The sequence below is a fragment of the Ancylobacter sp. genome, from assembly GCF_965229075.1.
Lineage (GTDB): Bacteria > Pseudomonadota > Alphaproteobacteria > Rhizobiales > Xanthobacteraceae > Ancylobacter.
Map to the genome: position 1 here is coordinate 403,415 of NZ_CBDDIO010000002.1, position 16,394 is coordinate 419,808.

Consider the following 16,394-nt stretch of genomic DNA (forward strand, 5'->3'; position numbering starts at 1 on the left):
CGGGCGGATGCTGACGAACAAGGGGAAGTACGGTCTGAAGGCGATGGTGCATCTGGCGTCGCTGGAGGCGGGGACGACGACGATGGGTGCGGCAATCGCCCAGGCGGAGAACATCCCGAAGAAATTCCTCGACGCCATCCTGCTCGATCTGAGGAATGCCGGGCTGGTGCGCAGCAAGAAGGGGCCGGGCGGCGGCTACTCGCTGGCGCGGGCGCCGAAGGAAATCCGCGTCGGCCACATCATCCGCACGCTGGACGGGCCGCTGGCGCCGATCGGCTGCGCCAGCCAGAGCGCCTATGTGGCCTGCCAGGACTGCACCAATCGCGAGGCCTGCGAGGTGCGCATCGTCATGACCCGGGTGCGCGACGCGCTGTCCGACATTCTCGACCGGATGACGCTGGAAGAAATGGTGAGCTATGGCCGGACGCGGCATCCGGACCTGATGTATCACATCTGATCCCTGTCCTTTCCTCCCTATTCCGCCCATCCGTGTGAAAACGGATTGCCGGGAGGCGGCGCGTTAGTCTATAAATTTGACCGACAAACAGACGCGCCGCCCCAGGGCCGGCCGCCCCGCCCGCGCCAACCCACAGGACCCCCATGCCGCACACCAGCCCCGCACAGACCCAAGGCGACGGCCTCAACGTGCTCTGGTTCCTGCCCACCCATGGCGACGGGCGCTATCTCGGCACCTCGCTCGGTGCCCGCGAGACCGATATCGACTATCTCCGCCAGGTCGCCCAGGCCGCCGACCGGCTCGGCTATTACGGCGTGCTCATTCCCACGGGAAAGAGCTGCGAGGACAGCTGGCTGGTCGCCTCCGCGCTGGCCCCCGCGACCAAGCGCCTGCGCTATCTCGTGGCGGTGCGCCCGGGCCTTGCCTCCCCCACCCTCTATGCCCGCATGACGGCGACGCTCGACCGCATCTCCGACGGGCGGCTGCTCATCAACATCGTCACCGGCGGCGACCCGGTGGAGAATGCCGGCGACGGCATCTTCCTCAATCATGACGAGCGCTACGAGGTGACGGACGAGTTCCTCACCGTCTATCGCCGCCTGCTGGCCGGCGAGCACGTCACCTATTTCGGCAAGCACATCAAGGTCGACGACGCGCATCTGCTGTTTCCCCCGCTTCAGGAGAACGGGCCGGCGCTGTATTTCGGCGGCTCGTCGGAAGCGGCGAACAAGGTCGCGGCCGAGCATGTCGACAAATACCTCACCTGGGGCGAGCCGCCGGCCGCCGTCGAGGCGAAGATCAGCCAAGTGCGCGCGCTGGCCGAAGCGGAGGGCCGCAAGGTCTCCTTCGGCATCCGCCTGCACGTCATCGCCCGCGAGACCGACGCCAAGGCGTGGGAGGCGGCGGACGAGCTGATCGGCCATCTCGACGACGCCACCATCGCGGCAGCGCAGAAAGTGTTCTCGCGGCTCGATTCCGTCGGCCAGTCGCGCATGCAGGCGCTGCATGGCGGGCGGCGTGACAAGCTCGAGGTCAGCCCGAATCTGTGGGCCGGCGTCGGGCTGGTGCGCGGCGGGGCCGGCACGGCTCTGGTCGGCTCGGGTCAAACGGTGGCGGCGCGCATGCAGGAATATGCCGATCTCGGCATCGACAGCTTCATCCTCTCCGGCTACCCGCATCTCGAAGAGGCCTACCGGGTCGCCGAACTCGTCCTGCCCCGCCTCAAGCTCAACCACACCCTCGCCAAGCCCAGCGGCACCGTGAACACCGGACCCTTCGGCGAGACCATCGCCAATGACTACCGGCCCGCCCCGCGCGCCTCCGCCTCATGAAAGCGGCAATGCCGGACCGCAGAACCCTCGCGCTGGCCGCCGTCGGCGGGCGGCCCCGCGTCAGATGGCGTGGGCGGCATAGAGCTCCGTGAGCACGCCTGACTTCATACGGGCAAGCTCCGGGTCGCGGCGGTCGCGCGGACGGGAAAGCCCGACCTTGAGCGTATCGCGCACCACGCCGGGATGGGCGCCCATGGTGACGACCCGATCGGCAAGAAACAGCGCCTCGTCGACATCATGCGTCACCAGGATGAGGGTGATGGCATGCTGACGCGCGACGGACACCAGCAGGTCCTGCAGCTTCATCCGGGTGAAGGCGTCCACCGCGCTGAACGGCTCGTCGAGCAGGAGCAGGCGCGGCTGGGTGTTGAGGCTGCGGGCGATGGAAGCGCGCTGCGCCTGCCCGCCGGACAGTTCCTTGGGCAGCGCCCGCTCGCGTCCCGCGAGCCCCACTTCCGCCAGCAGCGCCGAGACTCGCGAGGGGTCGGCAGTGCTGGCGCCGAAACCGACATTGGCGGCGACATCGAGCCAGGGAAACAGCCGGGGCTCCTGGAAGACGAAGCCGATCTCGCGGTTCAGCCCGCTCTGGCGCAGGCCGGCGAAGACCACCTCGCCATCATAATCCCGATCGAGCCCGGCAATGATGCGCAGCAGCGTGCTCTTGCCGCAGCCGCTGGGGCCGACCAGCGCGACGATCTCGCCCTCATGGATCGACAGATCGATATAGCGCAACACGGCCGTGGTGCCGAAGCGCTTGGCGGCCACGCGCACCCGCAACAATTCGCTCATCACAGGCCTCCTCAGCCGAGCCGGGTCTCGAAGGAATCGCGCCAGTGCAAGGCACGCCGCTCCAGCCGCTTCAGCAGCGTGTCGGACAGCTTGCCGAGCAGGGCGAGCATCAGGATGGCGGCGATGACGATGTCGGGACGGCTCACTTCCCGCCCGTCGGTCAGCAGGTAACCTATGCCCTGGGTGGCGGCGATCAGTTCGGCCGCGACGAGACACATCCAGGCCAGGCTGAGGCCCTGCCGCAGGCCGGTGAACAGGCTTGGCAGCGCCGCCGGCAGGAAAATGCGGCGCACCAGCGCCACCGGACCAAGCCCGTACATCTCGCCGACCTCGACCAGCTTGCGGTCGACATTGCGGATGCCGGCGATGAGGCCGAGATAGACCGGGAAGAACGAGCCGATGGCGATGAGCGTCACTTTCGGCCCTTCATCGATACCCAGCCACAGCAGCAGCAGCGGCACCCAGGCAAGGCCGGGTATGGCGCGCAGGGCCTGAAAGGTGGGGTCGAGCAGCGATTCCGCCCGCCGGTTCAGCCCGACAATCGCGCCGATCGGCACGGCGAGCGCGACACCGAGCGCATAGCCCGCCAGCACCCGCGCCGTTGAGACCGCGAGATGGGTGACAAGCCCCTGGTCGTAGAGTTCGCGGAAGGTCTCAAGGATGGCACTCGGCGGCGGCATCAGCCGCGCCGGCACAAAGCCGAAGGCGACGGCCGCCTCCAGCGCGGCCAGCGCCAGCGCCGGCACCAGCAGCCCCCACAGATTGAGGCCCGGCAGACGCAGGCGGGCGGTAAGCGGCGTGGCCCTCGCCTCGCGCGCCTGGCCTTCAGACAGATCCGTCACTGCCCCTTCGCCTTCGCCTGGGTTTCCACCGCGACCCGGGCGAAGCGGTCGTCGACGAGTTCGCCGATGTACGTGTCGAGATCGGTGCCCTTGCGGACGATCTCCTCCTGCAGCAGCAGCGGCGCAGTAGCCTTGAGCGTGCCGAGATGCTGCTCGTCTGGGATCGCCTTGGTGAAATTGGCGCGGGTGAACTGCTGCCGGATCACCGGCTCGGACTGCTTCGAGGCTTCGGCGACAATGGCGATGGCCTCGTCCGGATGGGCGAGAATCCACAGCCGCGCCCGCTCATAAACGTTCAGCACGCGCTGGAGATGCTGCGGGTATTTCGCGATGAAAGTGTCTGTCGTGTTGAGGTAGCCGTAGCTGGAGAAGGCCGGGTTGCGGTAGATGGTCTTGCTGCCGGCCTCCAGCTCGGTGGCGGCGATAAACGGGTCGAGCCCGGCCCAGGCATCGACATCGCCGCGCTCCAGCGCGGTGCGCCCTTCCGGGTGCTGCAGATGGACAATCTGCACGTCGTTCTTGTTCAGGCCGTGCGCGTTGAGCGCGCGCAGCAGGAAGAAGAACGGGTCGGTGCCCTTGGTGGCGGCGACCTTCTTGCCCTTCAGCTCCGGCACGGAGGTGATGGTCGAATCCTTGGCCACCAGCAGCGTCGAGGCCTCCTGGGTGTTGAAGATGTAGACCGTCTTCACCGGCTGGCCGTTCGCCCGGCTCACCAGAGCGGAAATGCCGGACGTGGAGGCGAAGTCCGAACTGCCGCTGTTGAGATATTCCAGCGCCCGGTTGCTGCCCTGGCTGAGCACCCATTTGACGGTGATGCCGTCCGGCTTGAACTCCTCTTCCAGCCAGCCGAATTTTTTGATCACCAGGCTTTCCGGCGAGTAATAGGCATAGTCGAGCTTGATCTCGCGTGGCGCCTCTTCCGCCCGCGCCGGCGCGGGGAGGCCAAGGGCGAAGACCGCCGCGGCCATCAACCCCGCCCCAAGGAGCGCGCGACGGATCGGGTGGGGGACAAGAAAGTCGCTCGGCGTCATGGCGGGGCCTCGGATGGCAGGGACAGGAGCGACACACATAAACTCGATAGAATTAATAGACAATAGATAGTTGCCCACTGGGTCTGACGAACCGCGGGAACGAGCCCGCAGGGGCACATCTGAGCCGGACGCCCGTTTGCGATGCTTCGCCGACCGTGGGAAGCCACCGGCAAAGCGGCCGGCATGGAGGATTTACACTTCCACGATCTGCGCGAGACGACCGTTACAATGCCCCCTCAGGCCGGCCCCAACCTCGCCGAGATCGTCGCCGTGACCGGCCCCCGTGCGCCGCGCGCGGGAGATTCTCGACACGCATCTCGCCGCACGCGCACGATGGCGGACAGCGCAATTGCGAAGCTGGAGAACGGTCTGGAAACGGAGTTTGCAAGACAGACCGCCAAACGGGAGGCTCGGTCCATTGCTAAGTAGTGGCGCGCCGACCAAGGCGAAACTGCGAACACTTATGTCGTTGAAATTGCCCTTACTTAGAGAATGCCCAACAAAGTGCTTAGACGGAGCTTTGAGACCAGGGGCGTCGCCCGCAGGTCGATAAACATATCCATTATAAACGCGCACTTCAGTCTCGTTCGGATCCCTCGCGCTTCGGCGGTCCTGACAGTCGCCGCATAACGTGTGACCGTTTGTCGATCATTCGGATGGCTACCGCGCTCGCCTCGCGCTGACTGTCACAATTTGAAACCCGGTCGAGACACCCCGGCGATATCCAAGACCCAGAAAGGCCAGTGGAGAAACAGAGGCCGCTTCCGGCCGCCTGCATCGGGGTTCCGCCATGCTCGGGAAGATCCTATTCGCTGCCGCTCTGACGCTCGTCGCGGCGCCAGCCAGTGCCGCCACCACTGCCGTGGCCATTACCAACGTCAATCTGCGCGCCGGCCCGTCGACCGTCTATCCCGCTGTCACGGTCGTGCCGACAGGCGCTGCCATCACCACCTTTGGCTGCGTCTCCGGCTATAGCTGGTGCGACATCGGCTTCGGCCCGTATCGCGGCTGGGTGGCGGCGAACTACATCCAGGTGATCTATCGTGGGGCGCCGGTCGTGCTCACCGCGCCGGTGGCGCCGGTGGTCGGCATCACCGTCGTGTCCTTCAACCGAGTCTATTGGGATCGCCACTATGTCGCCTATCCTTGGTACGGGCGCTGGGGTGCCTATCCGCCCTATGGGCCGCCGCGCGTGACGTCGGCCAACCGCTCGCTCACCTGCGCGGGCGGCACCTGTGTCGGTGTTCGCGGCGCCACCGGCGTCTATGGCGGCGCAACGGCGCAGACCCGCACCTGCACCAGCGGGGCCTGCACCTCCACCCGGAGCACGGAAGGCCCCCGGGGAGGCACCGCGACGCGCACGCGCAGCTGCGCCGCCGGACAGGGCTGCACGGCCAATCGGACGGTCACCGGTCCCGGCGGCGCTGTGCACACCGGTTCGCGCAGCTTTCAGCGCTGGTGATCGGGCGTCGCCCGATAAAGAAGGCCGGGAGCCTGCGCTCCCGGCCCTTTTCTTGTCGGCGCGCGACCGTCAGAGCGGCATGCCGGGCGCCTCGCTGCGGCGCCATTCCAGGAAACGGACGATACGCTCGACCAGGGTCTCCTGCATCTGCTTGGCCATGCTCATCTGCTCAGGCGTCAGCGCCGCCTTCAGCTTGGAAACAGCCTCTTGCAACACACGGGCCTTCTCCGCCCTCTCGATGGCGGCACTGGCAAGGTCCTGCGCGAGGTCAAAGGCCTGTGCCTCGGCGCGCCGCTTTTCCTCCGTCCATCGCCCGAGCCGCTCGCCCGAGGGCAGAAGCGCGATCAGCGCCGTGGTGTAGCCACGCCAAGCGTCCATCTGGTCGGTGCGGATCCCGAGTGCCGTCTCCTGCGCCGAGAGCAGCATCCCGGCGATGAGCCGCATCGCGGTGGGATCGAGGGCTGGCCGCGGCTCGGCCGCGAAGGGCGTCGCCTCGCATGCCCAGGGCCCCGCCGCCTCTGCGGGAACTGCGGGCGATCCGGTGATGTTCTGCGCGTGTCCCGGTGTCACCAACGCGCCGGTTGCGAGGAGGGCCAGGACGGCGGCACCGCCGGCGATCCGTATGGATGGGGCGGAGCGGAGTATCTTTCTCATGGCGTCGTGTCCTTTGCCGTTGATGAGGCGGCAAGGGTGAGTCGCCAAGGTATCGCCGCTCGAACCGTGGCATGTCGATTTGTATCAGCCTGCCGGCTCCGCCCGCGGCAGCAGCACCCGCACGGCAAGCCCGCCGTGGCGGCTGGAGCCGAGCTCGATGCGGCCTCCATGTCGCTCAACCAGTCGGCGGACGATGGTGAGGCCAAGGCCGGTGCCGCCGCTGTCGCGGTTGCGAGATCCTTCCAGCCGATGGAACGGCTCGAAGACGCGCTCGCGCTCCTCGGCGGGGATGCCGGGGCCTTCATCCTCGATGACCAGCACCACAGGCGAGCCGCCCGCATCGATGCGGGCGAAGGCGCGCTCGCCATAGCGCAGCGCGTTCCCGAGCAGGTTGGCGACGACGCGCCCGAGCGCCTTCCCGCCTATGGCGACGTGCACCGAACCGTCCGGCAGATCGAGGACAAGTCGGGGGTCGTCCTGCTCGGCGGCGTAACGGCGCAGCGCGGCCGCCACGTCGGCAGAGGCCGGCTCTGCTGGCACGAAGGATTCCTGCGCGAAGTCGAGCGTGTCCTCGACCAGCGCCTGCATGGCTTCGACATCGGCAATAGCCCCCGCCTTCTGACGGCTCTCCGGCAACATCTCCACGCGCAGGCGCAGGCGGGTGAGATAGGTGCGCAGGTCGTGCGAGATCGCGCCGAGCGTCAGCGTGCGGGTGCGCACCAAGGCGGCGATACGCTCCTGCATCGCGTTCACCGCGCGGATCAGCTTGCGCAGCTCCGGCGCGCCGCGCTCGGCTATCGTGACCGGGGCGATGCTCTCGCCGACCCTGTCGACCTCGCGGGCGAGGCGCGTGATCGGCCTCATCTCGCGCGCGACCGCGACCAGCGCGGCCAGAGCGACAAGGACGCCGAACAGGCCGGCGAAGAAGCCGATCGGCACTCCGAGCAGCCGGACCGTGACGCGGTCCTGGATGTCGAGCCAGAGATAGCCGCCCTCGGCCAGTCCAACGTAGACGCTGAGCATGTCGCCGCGCCCGTCTTCACTGGGCCCGTCGAGACGCACGACCACTTGCCGCCCCTGTGCACCCCGTAGCGCCAGTGCCGTACGGATGGAACGCTCGATACGTCCGATGCCTTTCGTGGGGTCGAGATCGTCGGGTAGGGCGGGAATGATCGTTGCGGTGCGGCCATTCTCGCTGAAGGCCTCCAGCAAAGCAGGCCGGAGATCGGCCGGCACCTTGTCGACCAGTAGGACCAGAGACGCGATCTGCCGCGGCAGCGAAGGCGGCGCCTCGCCGAGAGCCGGGCGCCCCTCGCCCGCGCCGAAATAGAAGGCCAGCGCCACCAGCTGGATGGCGAACAGCGCCACCGCGACGATCAGGATGATGCGGGCGAGCAGGCCGAGACGCATGGCAATTCGCCTCAGACCTCGTGCACGTCAGCCGAGAACAGGTAGCCGACATTGCGCACGGTGGTGATCGGTTGCTCGGCCTCGCCGAGGCCGCGGGCGAGCTTGCTGCGCAGCCGCGACACGGTGACATCGATGGTTCGGTCAAACGGATCGCCGCCGGCGCGCCCGCGTGTCCAGTCCAGCAACTGGTCGCGCGAGAGCACGCGGCCGGGCCGTTCGAGGAAACAGGTTAGCAGGTCGAACTCGGCCGTGGTGAGCAGCACGCGCTGCCCGCTCTCGTCCGCCACCGTGCGAGCGTCGAGATCGGCGATCAGCCCCGCGAAACGCCGCCGCCGCCTCTCCGGCACACCCGCGGACAAGGGACCCGACGCACGGCGCAGCAAGGCGCGGATGCGCGCCAGCAATTCGCGCGGGTTGAACGGCTTGCCGAGATAATCGTCGGCGCCAATCTCCAGCCCGACGATGCGGTCGATGTCGTCATGCTTGGCCGTGAGCATGAGGATCGGTACCCGGCTTCTGGTCCTGAGCCGCCGGCAGATCGACAACCCATCCTCGCCGGGCAGCATGATGTCGAGGATGACGAGGTCGGGCATGCCCCGCGTCAGCGCCCGGTCCATCAGGGCGCCGCTGCCGACCGCCTCGACGTCATAGCCCTCGCCGCCGAGGAAATCGACGAGCAGGCTGCGAATGTCGCGGTCGTCCTCGACCAGAAGCACTCTTGCGGCTGTCATGGCGCTGGCATGACAGCGACGACGGAGCCGCGCAAGCCATCCCCACGGCGTCGATACAAACTGCAACAAAAAGCCCCGGCGCGGAGACACGGCCGCAAAACCTCGGGTCGATATTCGCTTCCGTCGCCGTGCGCAGCACACCCGTTCCCGGCGGCATGGCAGGCGCGAACCTGCCCGCCATGGAACCTGTCGCGGTCCCCGCCCCCTGCCGGGCGGGCTTCATGGTCCTGCGTCCCAACCCGCTAAAGGAGCCGACCTCATGGATCGTGCGTTCTTCCTTCGCGCCGGCCTCGTGCTGGCTTTCGCCACCCTGCTCGGCGCCGCCTTTTCCGGAGCCGCCACGGCACAGAATATCTCGCGTGCCCAGGCACAGGCTGTCCGTGCCGCCTGCGAGGCGGACATCCGCGCCACCTGCCCCGGCGTGCAGCCGGGCGGTGGGCGCATCCTTCAGTGCATCAAGGCCAATCCCGAAAAGATTTCCCAGCCCTGCAAGGACGCTCTCGTCGCCGCCAAGGCCGCGTCCGCGCAGTGACCGGCCCTTCCCGGTCGCAGTTCCCCCGGATCTCGCTGTCATGAACATCCAGCCCGGCCTCGACCAGATCCTGTCGCTCGAGCCGCCACTCCCACGTCCGCGTCGTCGCCGCGGGCTTCGGCTGACCGTCCTCGCGGCGGTGGCGCTGGGGATCGGATTCGTCGGCCTGCGCTATTTCTATCCGCATGCGGTGGAGGGTGAGATTCTGCGACCGGGCATGCTGAATGTGGAGCTTCAGGGGCCCGGCACGCTGTCGGCCTTGACTGAGGCGAGTGTCAGCAGTCGCCTCCAGGCCCGCATCGAGGAGCTGGCCGTCGACCGGAACGACGTGGTGGCCAAGGGCGAGACACTCGCCCGCCTCGCCTTCGATGACCTCAGGGGCGAGGTTGACGCCGCCGAGGCGAGCGCCCATGCCGCCGAGCGCGGGGTGGGGGGCGCGCAAGCCGAGCGTGACCGGGCCGTCGCAACGCTGGAAAAAGCGCGTGCGACGCATGAACGGCAGGTCGCGCTGCTTGCTAAGGGTGTCGCCAGCGAGGCCGGGCTGGAAGACGCGCTCGCCGCCCGCCGCCAGGCCGAAGCCGACCTGGCGCGCGCCGGCCGCGCCGTCGAGCAGGCGGAGGCGGAGCGGGATGCCGCGAATGCCCGCATCGCCGTCGCTCGGGCCCAACTCGACGACAGCGTGCTGCGTGCGCCGATTTCCGGCGTGGTGGTGTCACGCACGCACCATGTCGGCGAGGTGGTGACGCCTGGCAGCGAAGTGCTGCACCTTGTCGATCCGGCAAGTCTTGTGCTGACCGCGCGACTGGATGAGAGCGCGATATCCGCTGTCCAGCCGGGACAGGCGGCGGAGATCACCTTCGCTCGGGCCGAGCACATCATCGCCGGCCACGTCCTCAGGCTCGGGCGGGAGGTCGACCGGGAGACGAGGGAGTTCGAGATCGACATCGCGCTCGATGCGCTTCCTGCTAACTGGGCGCTTGGCCAGCGCGGGCTGGCGCGCATCATTACCGAGCGGCGCGGCCCGGTGCTGACCACACCAACGTCTTTTCTTGTCTGGCACAATGGGCGCCCCGGCGTGTGGGTCGCGTCCCGCGGCCGCGCGCGATGGCGCGAGGTGACGCTCGGCGAGACCGGGACAGAGCGAGTCGAGATACGCCGCGGCCTCGACGCGGGCCAGGAGATTCTCCAACCCGGCGACCTCTACCCGTTCATGCGCGTGCGCCTGGCCGGTTCCGCGACATGAATCTGGCGCTGAAAGATACGCTCCACGCCCCAACCCGCTTCGCGCTCACCGCGCTTGGCGTCGCCTTCCTCGTCATGGCGGTGATCGGCATGACCGGCCTCTATCGCGGCATTGTCGAAGACGCGCTCCTCATCATCGACCGGATCGATGCCGATCTCTGGATCGTGCAGGGCGAGCGTGCCGGGCCGTTCGCCGAAGGATCAGCGGTGGCGGACGACATGGACAGGCGCGTGGAGGGCATACCGGGCGTCGCGGATGTGCGGCGCTTCACCCAGTTCAGCCAGCAGTTCAGCTTCGCCGGTGTCCCGCGCCGCGCCACTGTGACCGGTGTCGACGTGCCGCGTGACGACGGCCGCTGGTTGCCGATGGCCGAAGGCCGTTGGTTGGGGGGCAACCGCTATGAGGCCGTGGCAGATGCCAGCACCGGCCTGAGGGTCGGCGACCGGATACAGTTGGCGCGCGATGTCTATACGGTCGTCGGCCTCACGCGGCAGATGGTGGATTCGGCCGGCGACGGGCTGCTGTTCGTCGGCATCAACGACGCCGCCGTCATCGCGCGCCGTCGCACTTCGGAAGAAATCCATCTGGCGCGCGCCGCTCGGTCCGGCACCGCCGCCGTCGGCGCCGATGCGAGCTCGGTGGCGCAGGAGAGCAAGATCTCCGCTGTGCTCGTCCGGCTCGATCCCGCGGCCGACGCCGCACGCGTGATCGCCGCCATGCAGCGCTGGGGCGACGTGCGGGTCATGACCACGGGCGAGCAGCGTGACCTGATGCTCAACGCGCGACTTTGGAAGCTGCGCCTTCAGATCCTGACGTTTACCGGGATGATCCTCGTCATCACCGCCATTGTGGTGTCACTCATCGTCTACACCCTGACCCTCGAAAAGTTGCACGAGATCGCGCTGCTCAAGCTGATGGGCGCGCGCGAGAGCGTCGTGGTCGGCCTTATCGGCCAACAGGCCGCGCTCATCGGCGTCGCTAGTTATGTGCTTGCCATCGGTCTGTCCGCCGCGATCTTCCCGCTTTTCCCGCGCCGAGTGGTGATGCTGCCGCCCGATCTCGGGCAGATCGCGCTCGCCCTTGCCCTGGTTTGCGCCGCGGCGGCCTGGGTAGGCATCGCCCGCGCCTCGCGGGTCAGCGCGCGGGAAGTGCTGTCATGAGCGACGTGCCCGTGCTTTCGGTGCGCGCGTTGACGCGCCATTACACCGCTGGCGGGGGGCTGGTGCGGGCGCTTGACGGAGTGTCGCTCGACGTCGCCGCCGGCGAGCTGGTTGGCATCTTCGGGCCCAGCGGCTCGGGAAAGAGCACCTTCCTCATGCTGGCCGGGCTTCTGGAGAATCCGACCTCCGGCGAGGTCTGGCTAGCGGGCGAGCGGGTCTCCCACGCCGGCGCTGACCTCGACGCATTGCGCGAGACGCGGCGCAAGCGCATCGGCTTCGTTTTCCAGAAGGCGAACCTGATCCCCTTCCTGTCGGCGGTGGAGAATGTCGCGCTCAGCCTGGAGCTCGCGGATGTCGCCCCTGCCGATGCCCATGCCCATGGCAGACGGCTACTCGCCGCGCTCGATCTCGCGCACCGCGCCGATCACCTGCCGGCGAAGCTGTCCGGTGGCGAGCAGCAACGCGTGGCGGTGGCGCGAGCGCTTGCCAATGCTCCGCCGCTCATCCTCGCCGACGAGCCCACGGCGGCGCTGGACAGCGTACGCGGCCGCCAGGTGATGGAGATCTTCCGCCGCATCGCTGGCTCACGGGGAACAGCCGTGCTGGTGATCACGCATGATCCCCGATCGGCGGAACTCTTTGACCGTATCATTCACTTCGAAGACGGGCGGATGTGTGCCACCGCCGCGAACCGATGATCTCGTGCGGGAAATCTGAAGACGATGCAGGCATCGATGTTCCGACCGCGCGGAAGGCAATCGTCCTGAAACCGAACTCTCGCGGCTCAGTCCTGTTGCAGATCGCGCAGATAGGCGCAGAACATGCGGGTCAATCCGGCGGCGTAGGCGTCGATCTCGGCCATGTTTCGTGGCTTTGACGAGAACTGCTTGCCGGCCGCGCTCATCGCGGTCGTGATCAGATCGATGGCCAATCGTCGGGTTTCCGCGGAAGCCTCGGGAAGCGCATCCTGCATGAAAGCCTCAAACACCTGGGCTCCAGCCGCACGTGCTTCGCGAGTCTCTTTCGCGTCGCGGTAGAACGGCGCCGCGTCAGCGAGTGCCACGCGCAATGCTGCCTCCTCGCATTCCGACAGGATGAACGCGCACACCAGTCTCCCCAGCCGGTCGAGCGGTGGCGTGGTGGCGTCGCCGAGGATTTCGGCCATTACGCCAGTCGTCTGCCGCCATTCGTCGCTCTGGAGGCGGAACAGAAGCGCGGCCTTGTTGGGGAAGTACTGATAGAGCGACCCGACGCTGACGCCGGCTTTCTCCGCCACGCGTGCCGTGGTGAAACGCTGCGCGCCTTCTTGCGCCAAAACCTGAGCAGCCGCTTGCAGGATCGCTGAAACCAGCTCGTTCGAACGGGCCTGCTTCGGCTCCTTTCGCGAGGAAATCCGGACGCTTGGCAGATCGCTCACCGGGCTGCTCCGCAACGCGAATAGGAAACGCGACGAATTATTCGTATTTTCTGTTTCGACGCAAGAAACAAGCGGAGGCTTCCCATGACCACCCTGACCGGCGCGCCCCTGGGGCCGCTGCTCGACCGCCTCTTCTCGGAAGCTGAAGCGGCAAAGAACCCCGCGCTCCCAGAGTTCTCGCGCGAAGAGCGCGAGCGGCTGATGCGGAGCAGGACCGGCTATCGCGAACTCTATGGGCGCCTGAAGGATGCCTGGCTTCCGGTCTCCCGAGAAACTGGACTGCTGCTCTACATGCTGGCGCGCAGCAACTCGGCACAAGTGGTTGTCGAGTTTGGGACCTCGTTCGGCATCTCAACCCTGCACTTGGCCGCCGCACTTCGCGACAATGGCGGCGGACGGCTGATCACCAGCGAGTTCGAGCCATCAAAGGTCAAGCGCGCGCGGGAGCATCTGAGGGAAGGTGGTCTCAGCGACCTCGTCGAAATCCGCGAGGGTGATGCACTAGAGACGCTTGCTGCAGACCTTCCCGAAACGATCGATTTGCTGCTGCTCGACGGGGCCAAGGCGCTCTATCCGGACATTCTAAGCCTGGTCGAATGCCGCCTGCGGCCCGGCGCGCTTATCATCGCTGACAATGCCGACCACAGCCCCGACTATCTCAAGCGCGTACGTGAACCGGGCGGCGGCTACTTCTCGACCCCCTTCGCCGAAGACGTTGAGCTCTCGATGCGCATCGACGGGTAAGATCCGTGCGATCCAGATACTGCTCCGTCATTCCAGGATCGAGAATGCGATCCGGCGCCTTGGTGTCGACGTGGCGGATGCATTTCTCCCAGCGGAGCGAGGGAAAATCTGAATTCGAGCGGTCGTCCGTCGATCGCGGATGACCGCTCGACGTGCAGGGCATGTTGCTTGCCGGTGGGCCTTGGCGGCCCGGCGGCAACTTAAGGGGCGGAATCGCTGATATGCGGGCGTTCAACGAATCCGAGAAGCAACGTCTTCGCAATTTCTCTTGCCTGCAAGGCAAGTTCCTCATCCCGCAGTTCGCCGGCGGTCCAGAACGAGAGAACCCCGCGAAAGGCGAAGGCGAGCTGTTCCGGCAGACAGCGCAGCGCGCGCTCCCTGTCCGCTCCGGTCAAGCCTTCCCCGGCGCCCAGCGCCAGCGACCATAAGGCCGTGGAGTGCGCCAGGACCTTTCCAGGGGAAGGACCGGCCGTGCCGATCCAGCCCATCACAACGCGGTTTATCTCCGGTTCCTCCAGCATCACCTGGACCGCCGTGTCAATTGCCAGCAGGACCCTGCCGGCAGCATCGACCGGCGGCGACATATCGGCAAAGCGCTTGGCCATCGTATCGATCCGCCGGCCCGACAGGGCATGCATGAGCGCCGCCTTACTGCCGAACTGATTGAACGGCGTCGCGAAACTCACCCCGGCCTCGGTGGCAAGGTCGCGCATCGAGAAATCGGCCTTGCCCCGGCGGAGCAGCCGCTCCGCCGCGTCCAGCACGCGCTGGCGAACCGGCTCGCCGCGCGCGGCGGTCGGCGCTGCCTGGGTCTTGTTTCCTGCCATGGCTTATCTATATCATGATATAGATCTAATCATCGCCGGAGTTGTACCATGGCTTGCGCCCCCAAGACATTTCTCATCACAGGCGTCAGTTCCGGACTCGGGCGCGCCTTTGCCCTCGGCGCGCTCGAAGCGGGTCACCATGTGATCGGCACCGTCAGGCGGCAGGGCGACGCCGAGGCGTTCGCCGCGTTGGCGCCCGATCGCGCTCGCCCGCTCACCCTGGATGTGACGGATTTCGACGCGATTCCGGCAGCTATCGCCGCAGTCAAACGGCAAGTCAGCCCGATCGACGTGCTGGTGAACAATGCGGGTTACGGCCATGAGGGCGTGCTCGAGGAATCGTCCATGGACGATCTTCAGCGCCAGTTCGCTGCCAACGTCTTCGGGCCCGTCGCGATGATCAAAGCGGTGCTGCCAGGCATGCGCGCGCGGCGGCGCGGCCATATCATCAACGTCACTTCCATGGGCGGTTTCATCACCATGCCCGGGATCAGCTTCTATTGCGGCAGCAAGTTCGCGCTCGAAGGGCTCTCCGAGGCGCTCGGCAAGGAAGTGGCGAGCTTCGGAATTCGGGTGACGGCGCTCGCGCCCGGCCAATTCCGCACCGATTGGGCCGGCCGCTCAATGGAACGCACGCCGCGCAGCATCGCCGACTACGATGCGGTCATGGACCCCATCCGCGCCGCACGGCAGGCCAAGAGCGGCAATCAGCCCGGCGATCCGGCCAAGGCCGCGCAGGCATTACTCGCCCTAGTCGATGTCGAGAACCCGCCCGTGCGGCTGTTCCTCGGCGAGGACGCTCTGGGGCTGGTCGAACAGAAGCTCGACCGCATGCGCGACGAAATCAGCGCATGGGAGGCGCTTTCGCGATCCACCAACTTCGCAAAGTGAGCGATTGTACCCTCCGAGGTTGGGAACGAAACCTAAACCGCGACGATCTCAGACTGCACCTGCGCGGCAGGGTGGGCGAGGTTGGAGGTGGCGTGCGTGCCTTCATCAACCGGAGCGGGCGCGCAATTGCCCCGGAACGGGCGTTCGAGCGTCCGCATCCGCACTTCCTGCGTTGGCATCGGGCGCACTGCTTCAAGCACTGAGGCCAACTGCATCGTGACGCTGCAGTTGCATCAAGCGCGCAACATCCCTGCGGATGCGTCGCAGTTCGGGCCATGGGAAATACCGCCCCTCGGCGCCATCAGCACCGATGGCGATCAGTACGTCGAGCTTTGCGGAGAGGCCGCGCAGAGACGTCGCGTCTGCCGCAAGGAGACGCGCGATCAAGCGTTCTTCATCGGCGGCCGCGGCCGCCTCCTCCTGTCGAGTGACGGAGTAGCCGATGGCGCGGTCCGCGTCGTCCCAGCGCTGCTGATGAGCGCGCAACGCCTCCGCGATTTCAGCGCGCCACGGGCAAAGCGACGGCAGATCGGTCGCAAGCTCATCGAACTGCCGCGGGGAAGCGATCCGCATTGGTGACGGCAATTCGTCTGCAGCGAGAACCGCCTGCGGAAACCCAACCGTCTGCGCGAGTTCGGATTCCAATCTCTGCTGTTTCCGGCGCAGAGCAAGCGTGCGCCGATGCGCGGCGCGCCACGCTTTCCACGCAATGACTGCGGCGTCCGTCGTGCCGCCATCCTGCGGCGCAGCTGCAGCCAGATTGTTGAAGGAAGAGCCGCCGACCGTCGCCAGGGCGGCAGAGAGAAGGTCCCTCCGGGATGGTCGGGACAGACTCATGCTAATCTCAGAATCAGCCATGATCCGAGCTCCAAA

General features: G+C 66.9%; 19 protein-coding genes. 9 read left to right on the plus strand and 10 right to left on the minus strand.

Annotated features, from left to right (window positions below):
* Window positions 1–7 precede the first annotated feature (7 nt).
* Window positions 8–457, plus strand: a complete 450-nt coding sequence (locus tag ACO07Z_RS07960; RefSeq protein ID WP_421698134.1) for an RrF2 family transcriptional regulator — start codon at window positions 8–10, stop codon at window positions 455–457.
* 143 nt (window positions 458–600) lie between these two features.
* Window positions 601–1,788, plus strand: coding sequence for an FMNH2-dependent alkanesulfonate monooxygenase (gene ssuD, locus ACO07Z_RS07965; protein WP_421698223.1), 1,188 nt, complete (start codon window positions 601–603; stop codon window positions 1,786–1,788).
* Between the two features lie 60 nt (window positions 1,789–1,848).
* On the opposite strand, the gene ACO07Z_RS07970 is transcribed toward ssuD, so the two are convergent.
* Genes ACO07Z_RS07970 through ACO07Z_RS07980 form a run of 3 tightly spaced genes read right to left on the minus strand, consistent with a single transcriptional unit; the run spans window position 1,849 to window position 4,387 of the window.
* A complete protein-coding gene (locus ACO07Z_RS07970) occupies window positions 1,849–2,577 on the minus strand; it encodes an ABC transporter ATP-binding protein (protein WP_421698224.1) in 729 nt (242 codons plus the stop codon).
* A gap of 11 nt (window positions 2,578–2,588) precedes the next feature.
* Entirely contained in the window at window positions 2,589–3,419 is an 831-nt protein-coding gene (locus tag ACO07Z_RS07975) for an ABC transporter permease (RefSeq protein ID WP_421698225.1), read from the minus strand.
* A complete protein-coding gene (locus ACO07Z_RS07980) occupies window positions 3,416–4,387 on the minus strand; it encodes an aliphatic sulfonate ABC transporter substrate-binding protein (RefSeq protein ID WP_421698226.1) in 972 nt (323 codons plus the stop codon). The genes ACO07Z_RS07975 and ACO07Z_RS07980 overlap by 4 nt, the downstream gene beginning before the upstream one ends.
* An 853-nt stretch (window positions 4,388–5,240) precedes the next feature.
* On the opposite strand from ACO07Z_RS07980, the gene ACO07Z_RS07985 reads away from it, so the two are divergent.
* A complete protein-coding gene (locus ACO07Z_RS07985; protein ID WP_421698227.1) occupies window positions 5,241–5,912 on the plus strand; it encodes an SH3 domain-containing protein in 672 nt (223 codons plus the stop codon).
* 69 nt (window positions 5,913–5,981) lie between these two features.
* Here ACO07Z_RS07985 and ACO07Z_RS07990 read toward each other — a convergent pair whose 3' ends face one another.
* The 3 genes from ACO07Z_RS07990 to ACO07Z_RS08000 form a co-directional block, all read right to left on the minus strand.
* Complete coding sequence (locus ACO07Z_RS07990; RefSeq protein WP_421698228.1) at window positions 5,982–6,566, minus strand: hypothetical protein; 585 nt, start codon at window positions 6,564–6,566, stop codon at window positions 5,982–5,984.
* Between the two features lie 84 nt (window positions 6,567–6,650).
* Window positions 6,651–7,976, minus strand: coding sequence for an ATP-binding protein (locus ACO07Z_RS07995; RefSeq protein WP_421698229.1), 1,326 nt, complete (start codon window positions 7,974–7,976; stop codon window positions 6,651–6,653).
* Window positions 7,977–7,987: 11 nt separating this feature from the next.
* A complete protein-coding gene (locus ACO07Z_RS08000) occupies window positions 7,988–8,707 on the minus strand; it encodes a response regulator (RefSeq protein ID WP_421698230.1) in 720 nt (239 codons plus the stop codon).
* A gap of 259 nt (window positions 8,708–8,966) precedes the next feature.
* Here ACO07Z_RS08000 and ACO07Z_RS08005 point away from each other — a divergent pair, with 259 nt between their 5' ends.
* The 4 genes from ACO07Z_RS08005 to ACO07Z_RS08020 are packed head-to-tail and all read left to right on the plus strand — an operon-like array spanning window position 8,967 to window position 12,340.
* Complete coding sequence (locus ACO07Z_RS08005; RefSeq protein WP_421698231.1) at window positions 8,967–9,239, plus strand: hypothetical protein; 273 nt, start codon at window positions 8,967–8,969, stop codon at window positions 9,237–9,239.
* Between the two features lie 40 nt (window positions 9,240–9,279).
* A complete protein-coding gene (locus ACO07Z_RS08010) occupies window positions 9,280–10,482 on the plus strand; it encodes an efflux RND transporter periplasmic adaptor subunit (protein ID WP_421698232.1) in 1,203 nt (400 codons plus the stop codon).
* Entirely contained in the window at window positions 10,479–11,642 is a 1,164-nt protein-coding gene (locus ACO07Z_RS08015) for an ABC transporter permease (RefSeq protein WP_421698233.1), read from the plus strand. The genes ACO07Z_RS08010 and ACO07Z_RS08015 overlap by 4 nt, the downstream gene beginning before the upstream one ends.
* Window positions 11,639–12,340: an ABC transporter ATP-binding protein gene (locus ACO07Z_RS08020; RefSeq protein ID WP_421698234.1), complete on the plus strand. Its 702-nt coding sequence runs from the start codon at window positions 11,639–11,641 to the stop codon at window positions 12,338–12,340. Before ACO07Z_RS08015 ends, ACO07Z_RS08020 begins: the two co-directional genes overlap by 4 nt.
* Window positions 12,341–12,426: 86 nt before the next feature.
* On the opposite strand, the gene ACO07Z_RS08025 is transcribed toward ACO07Z_RS08020, so the two are convergent.
* Window positions 12,427–13,059, minus strand: coding sequence for a TetR family transcriptional regulator (locus ACO07Z_RS08025; protein ID WP_421698235.1), 633 nt, complete (start codon window positions 13,057–13,059; stop codon window positions 12,427–12,429).
* 84 nt (window positions 13,060–13,143) lie between these two features.
* Between ACO07Z_RS08025 and ACO07Z_RS08030 the strand changes: the two genes are divergently transcribed.
* A complete protein-coding gene (locus tag ACO07Z_RS08030; RefSeq protein WP_421698236.1) occupies window positions 13,144–13,803 on the plus strand; it encodes an O-methyltransferase in 660 nt (219 codons plus the stop codon).
* A gap of 200 nt (window positions 13,804–14,003) precedes the next feature.
* On the opposite strand, the gene ACO07Z_RS08035 is transcribed toward ACO07Z_RS08030, so the two are convergent.
* Window positions 14,004–14,630, minus strand: a complete 627-nt coding sequence (locus tag ACO07Z_RS08035; protein WP_421698237.1) for a TetR/AcrR family transcriptional regulator — start codon at window positions 14,628–14,630, stop codon at window positions 14,004–14,006.
* A 48-nt stretch (window positions 14,631–14,678) separates the two neighbouring features.
* Here ACO07Z_RS08035 and ACO07Z_RS08040 point away from each other — a divergent pair, with 48 nt between their 5' ends.
* A complete protein-coding gene (locus tag ACO07Z_RS08040; RefSeq protein WP_421698238.1) occupies window positions 14,679–15,521 on the plus strand; it encodes an oxidoreductase in 843 nt (280 codons plus the stop codon).
* 32 nt (window positions 15,522–15,553) lie between these two features.
* On the opposite strand, the gene ACO07Z_RS08045 is transcribed toward ACO07Z_RS08040, so the two are convergent.
* Both ACO07Z_RS08045 and ACO07Z_RS08050 read right to left on the minus strand, forming a co-directional pair.
* Window positions 15,554–15,679 (minus strand): hypothetical protein, encoded by a 126-nt coding sequence (locus ACO07Z_RS08045; protein ID WP_421698239.1) that lies wholly within the window; start codon window positions 15,677–15,679, stop codon window positions 15,554–15,556.
* Between the two features lie 34 nt (window positions 15,680–15,713).
* Window positions 15,714–16,379, minus strand: coding sequence for a hypothetical protein (locus ACO07Z_RS08050; protein WP_421698240.1), 666 nt, complete (start codon window positions 16,377–16,379; stop codon window positions 15,714–15,716).
* Window positions 16,380–16,394: the final 15 nt, after the last annotated feature.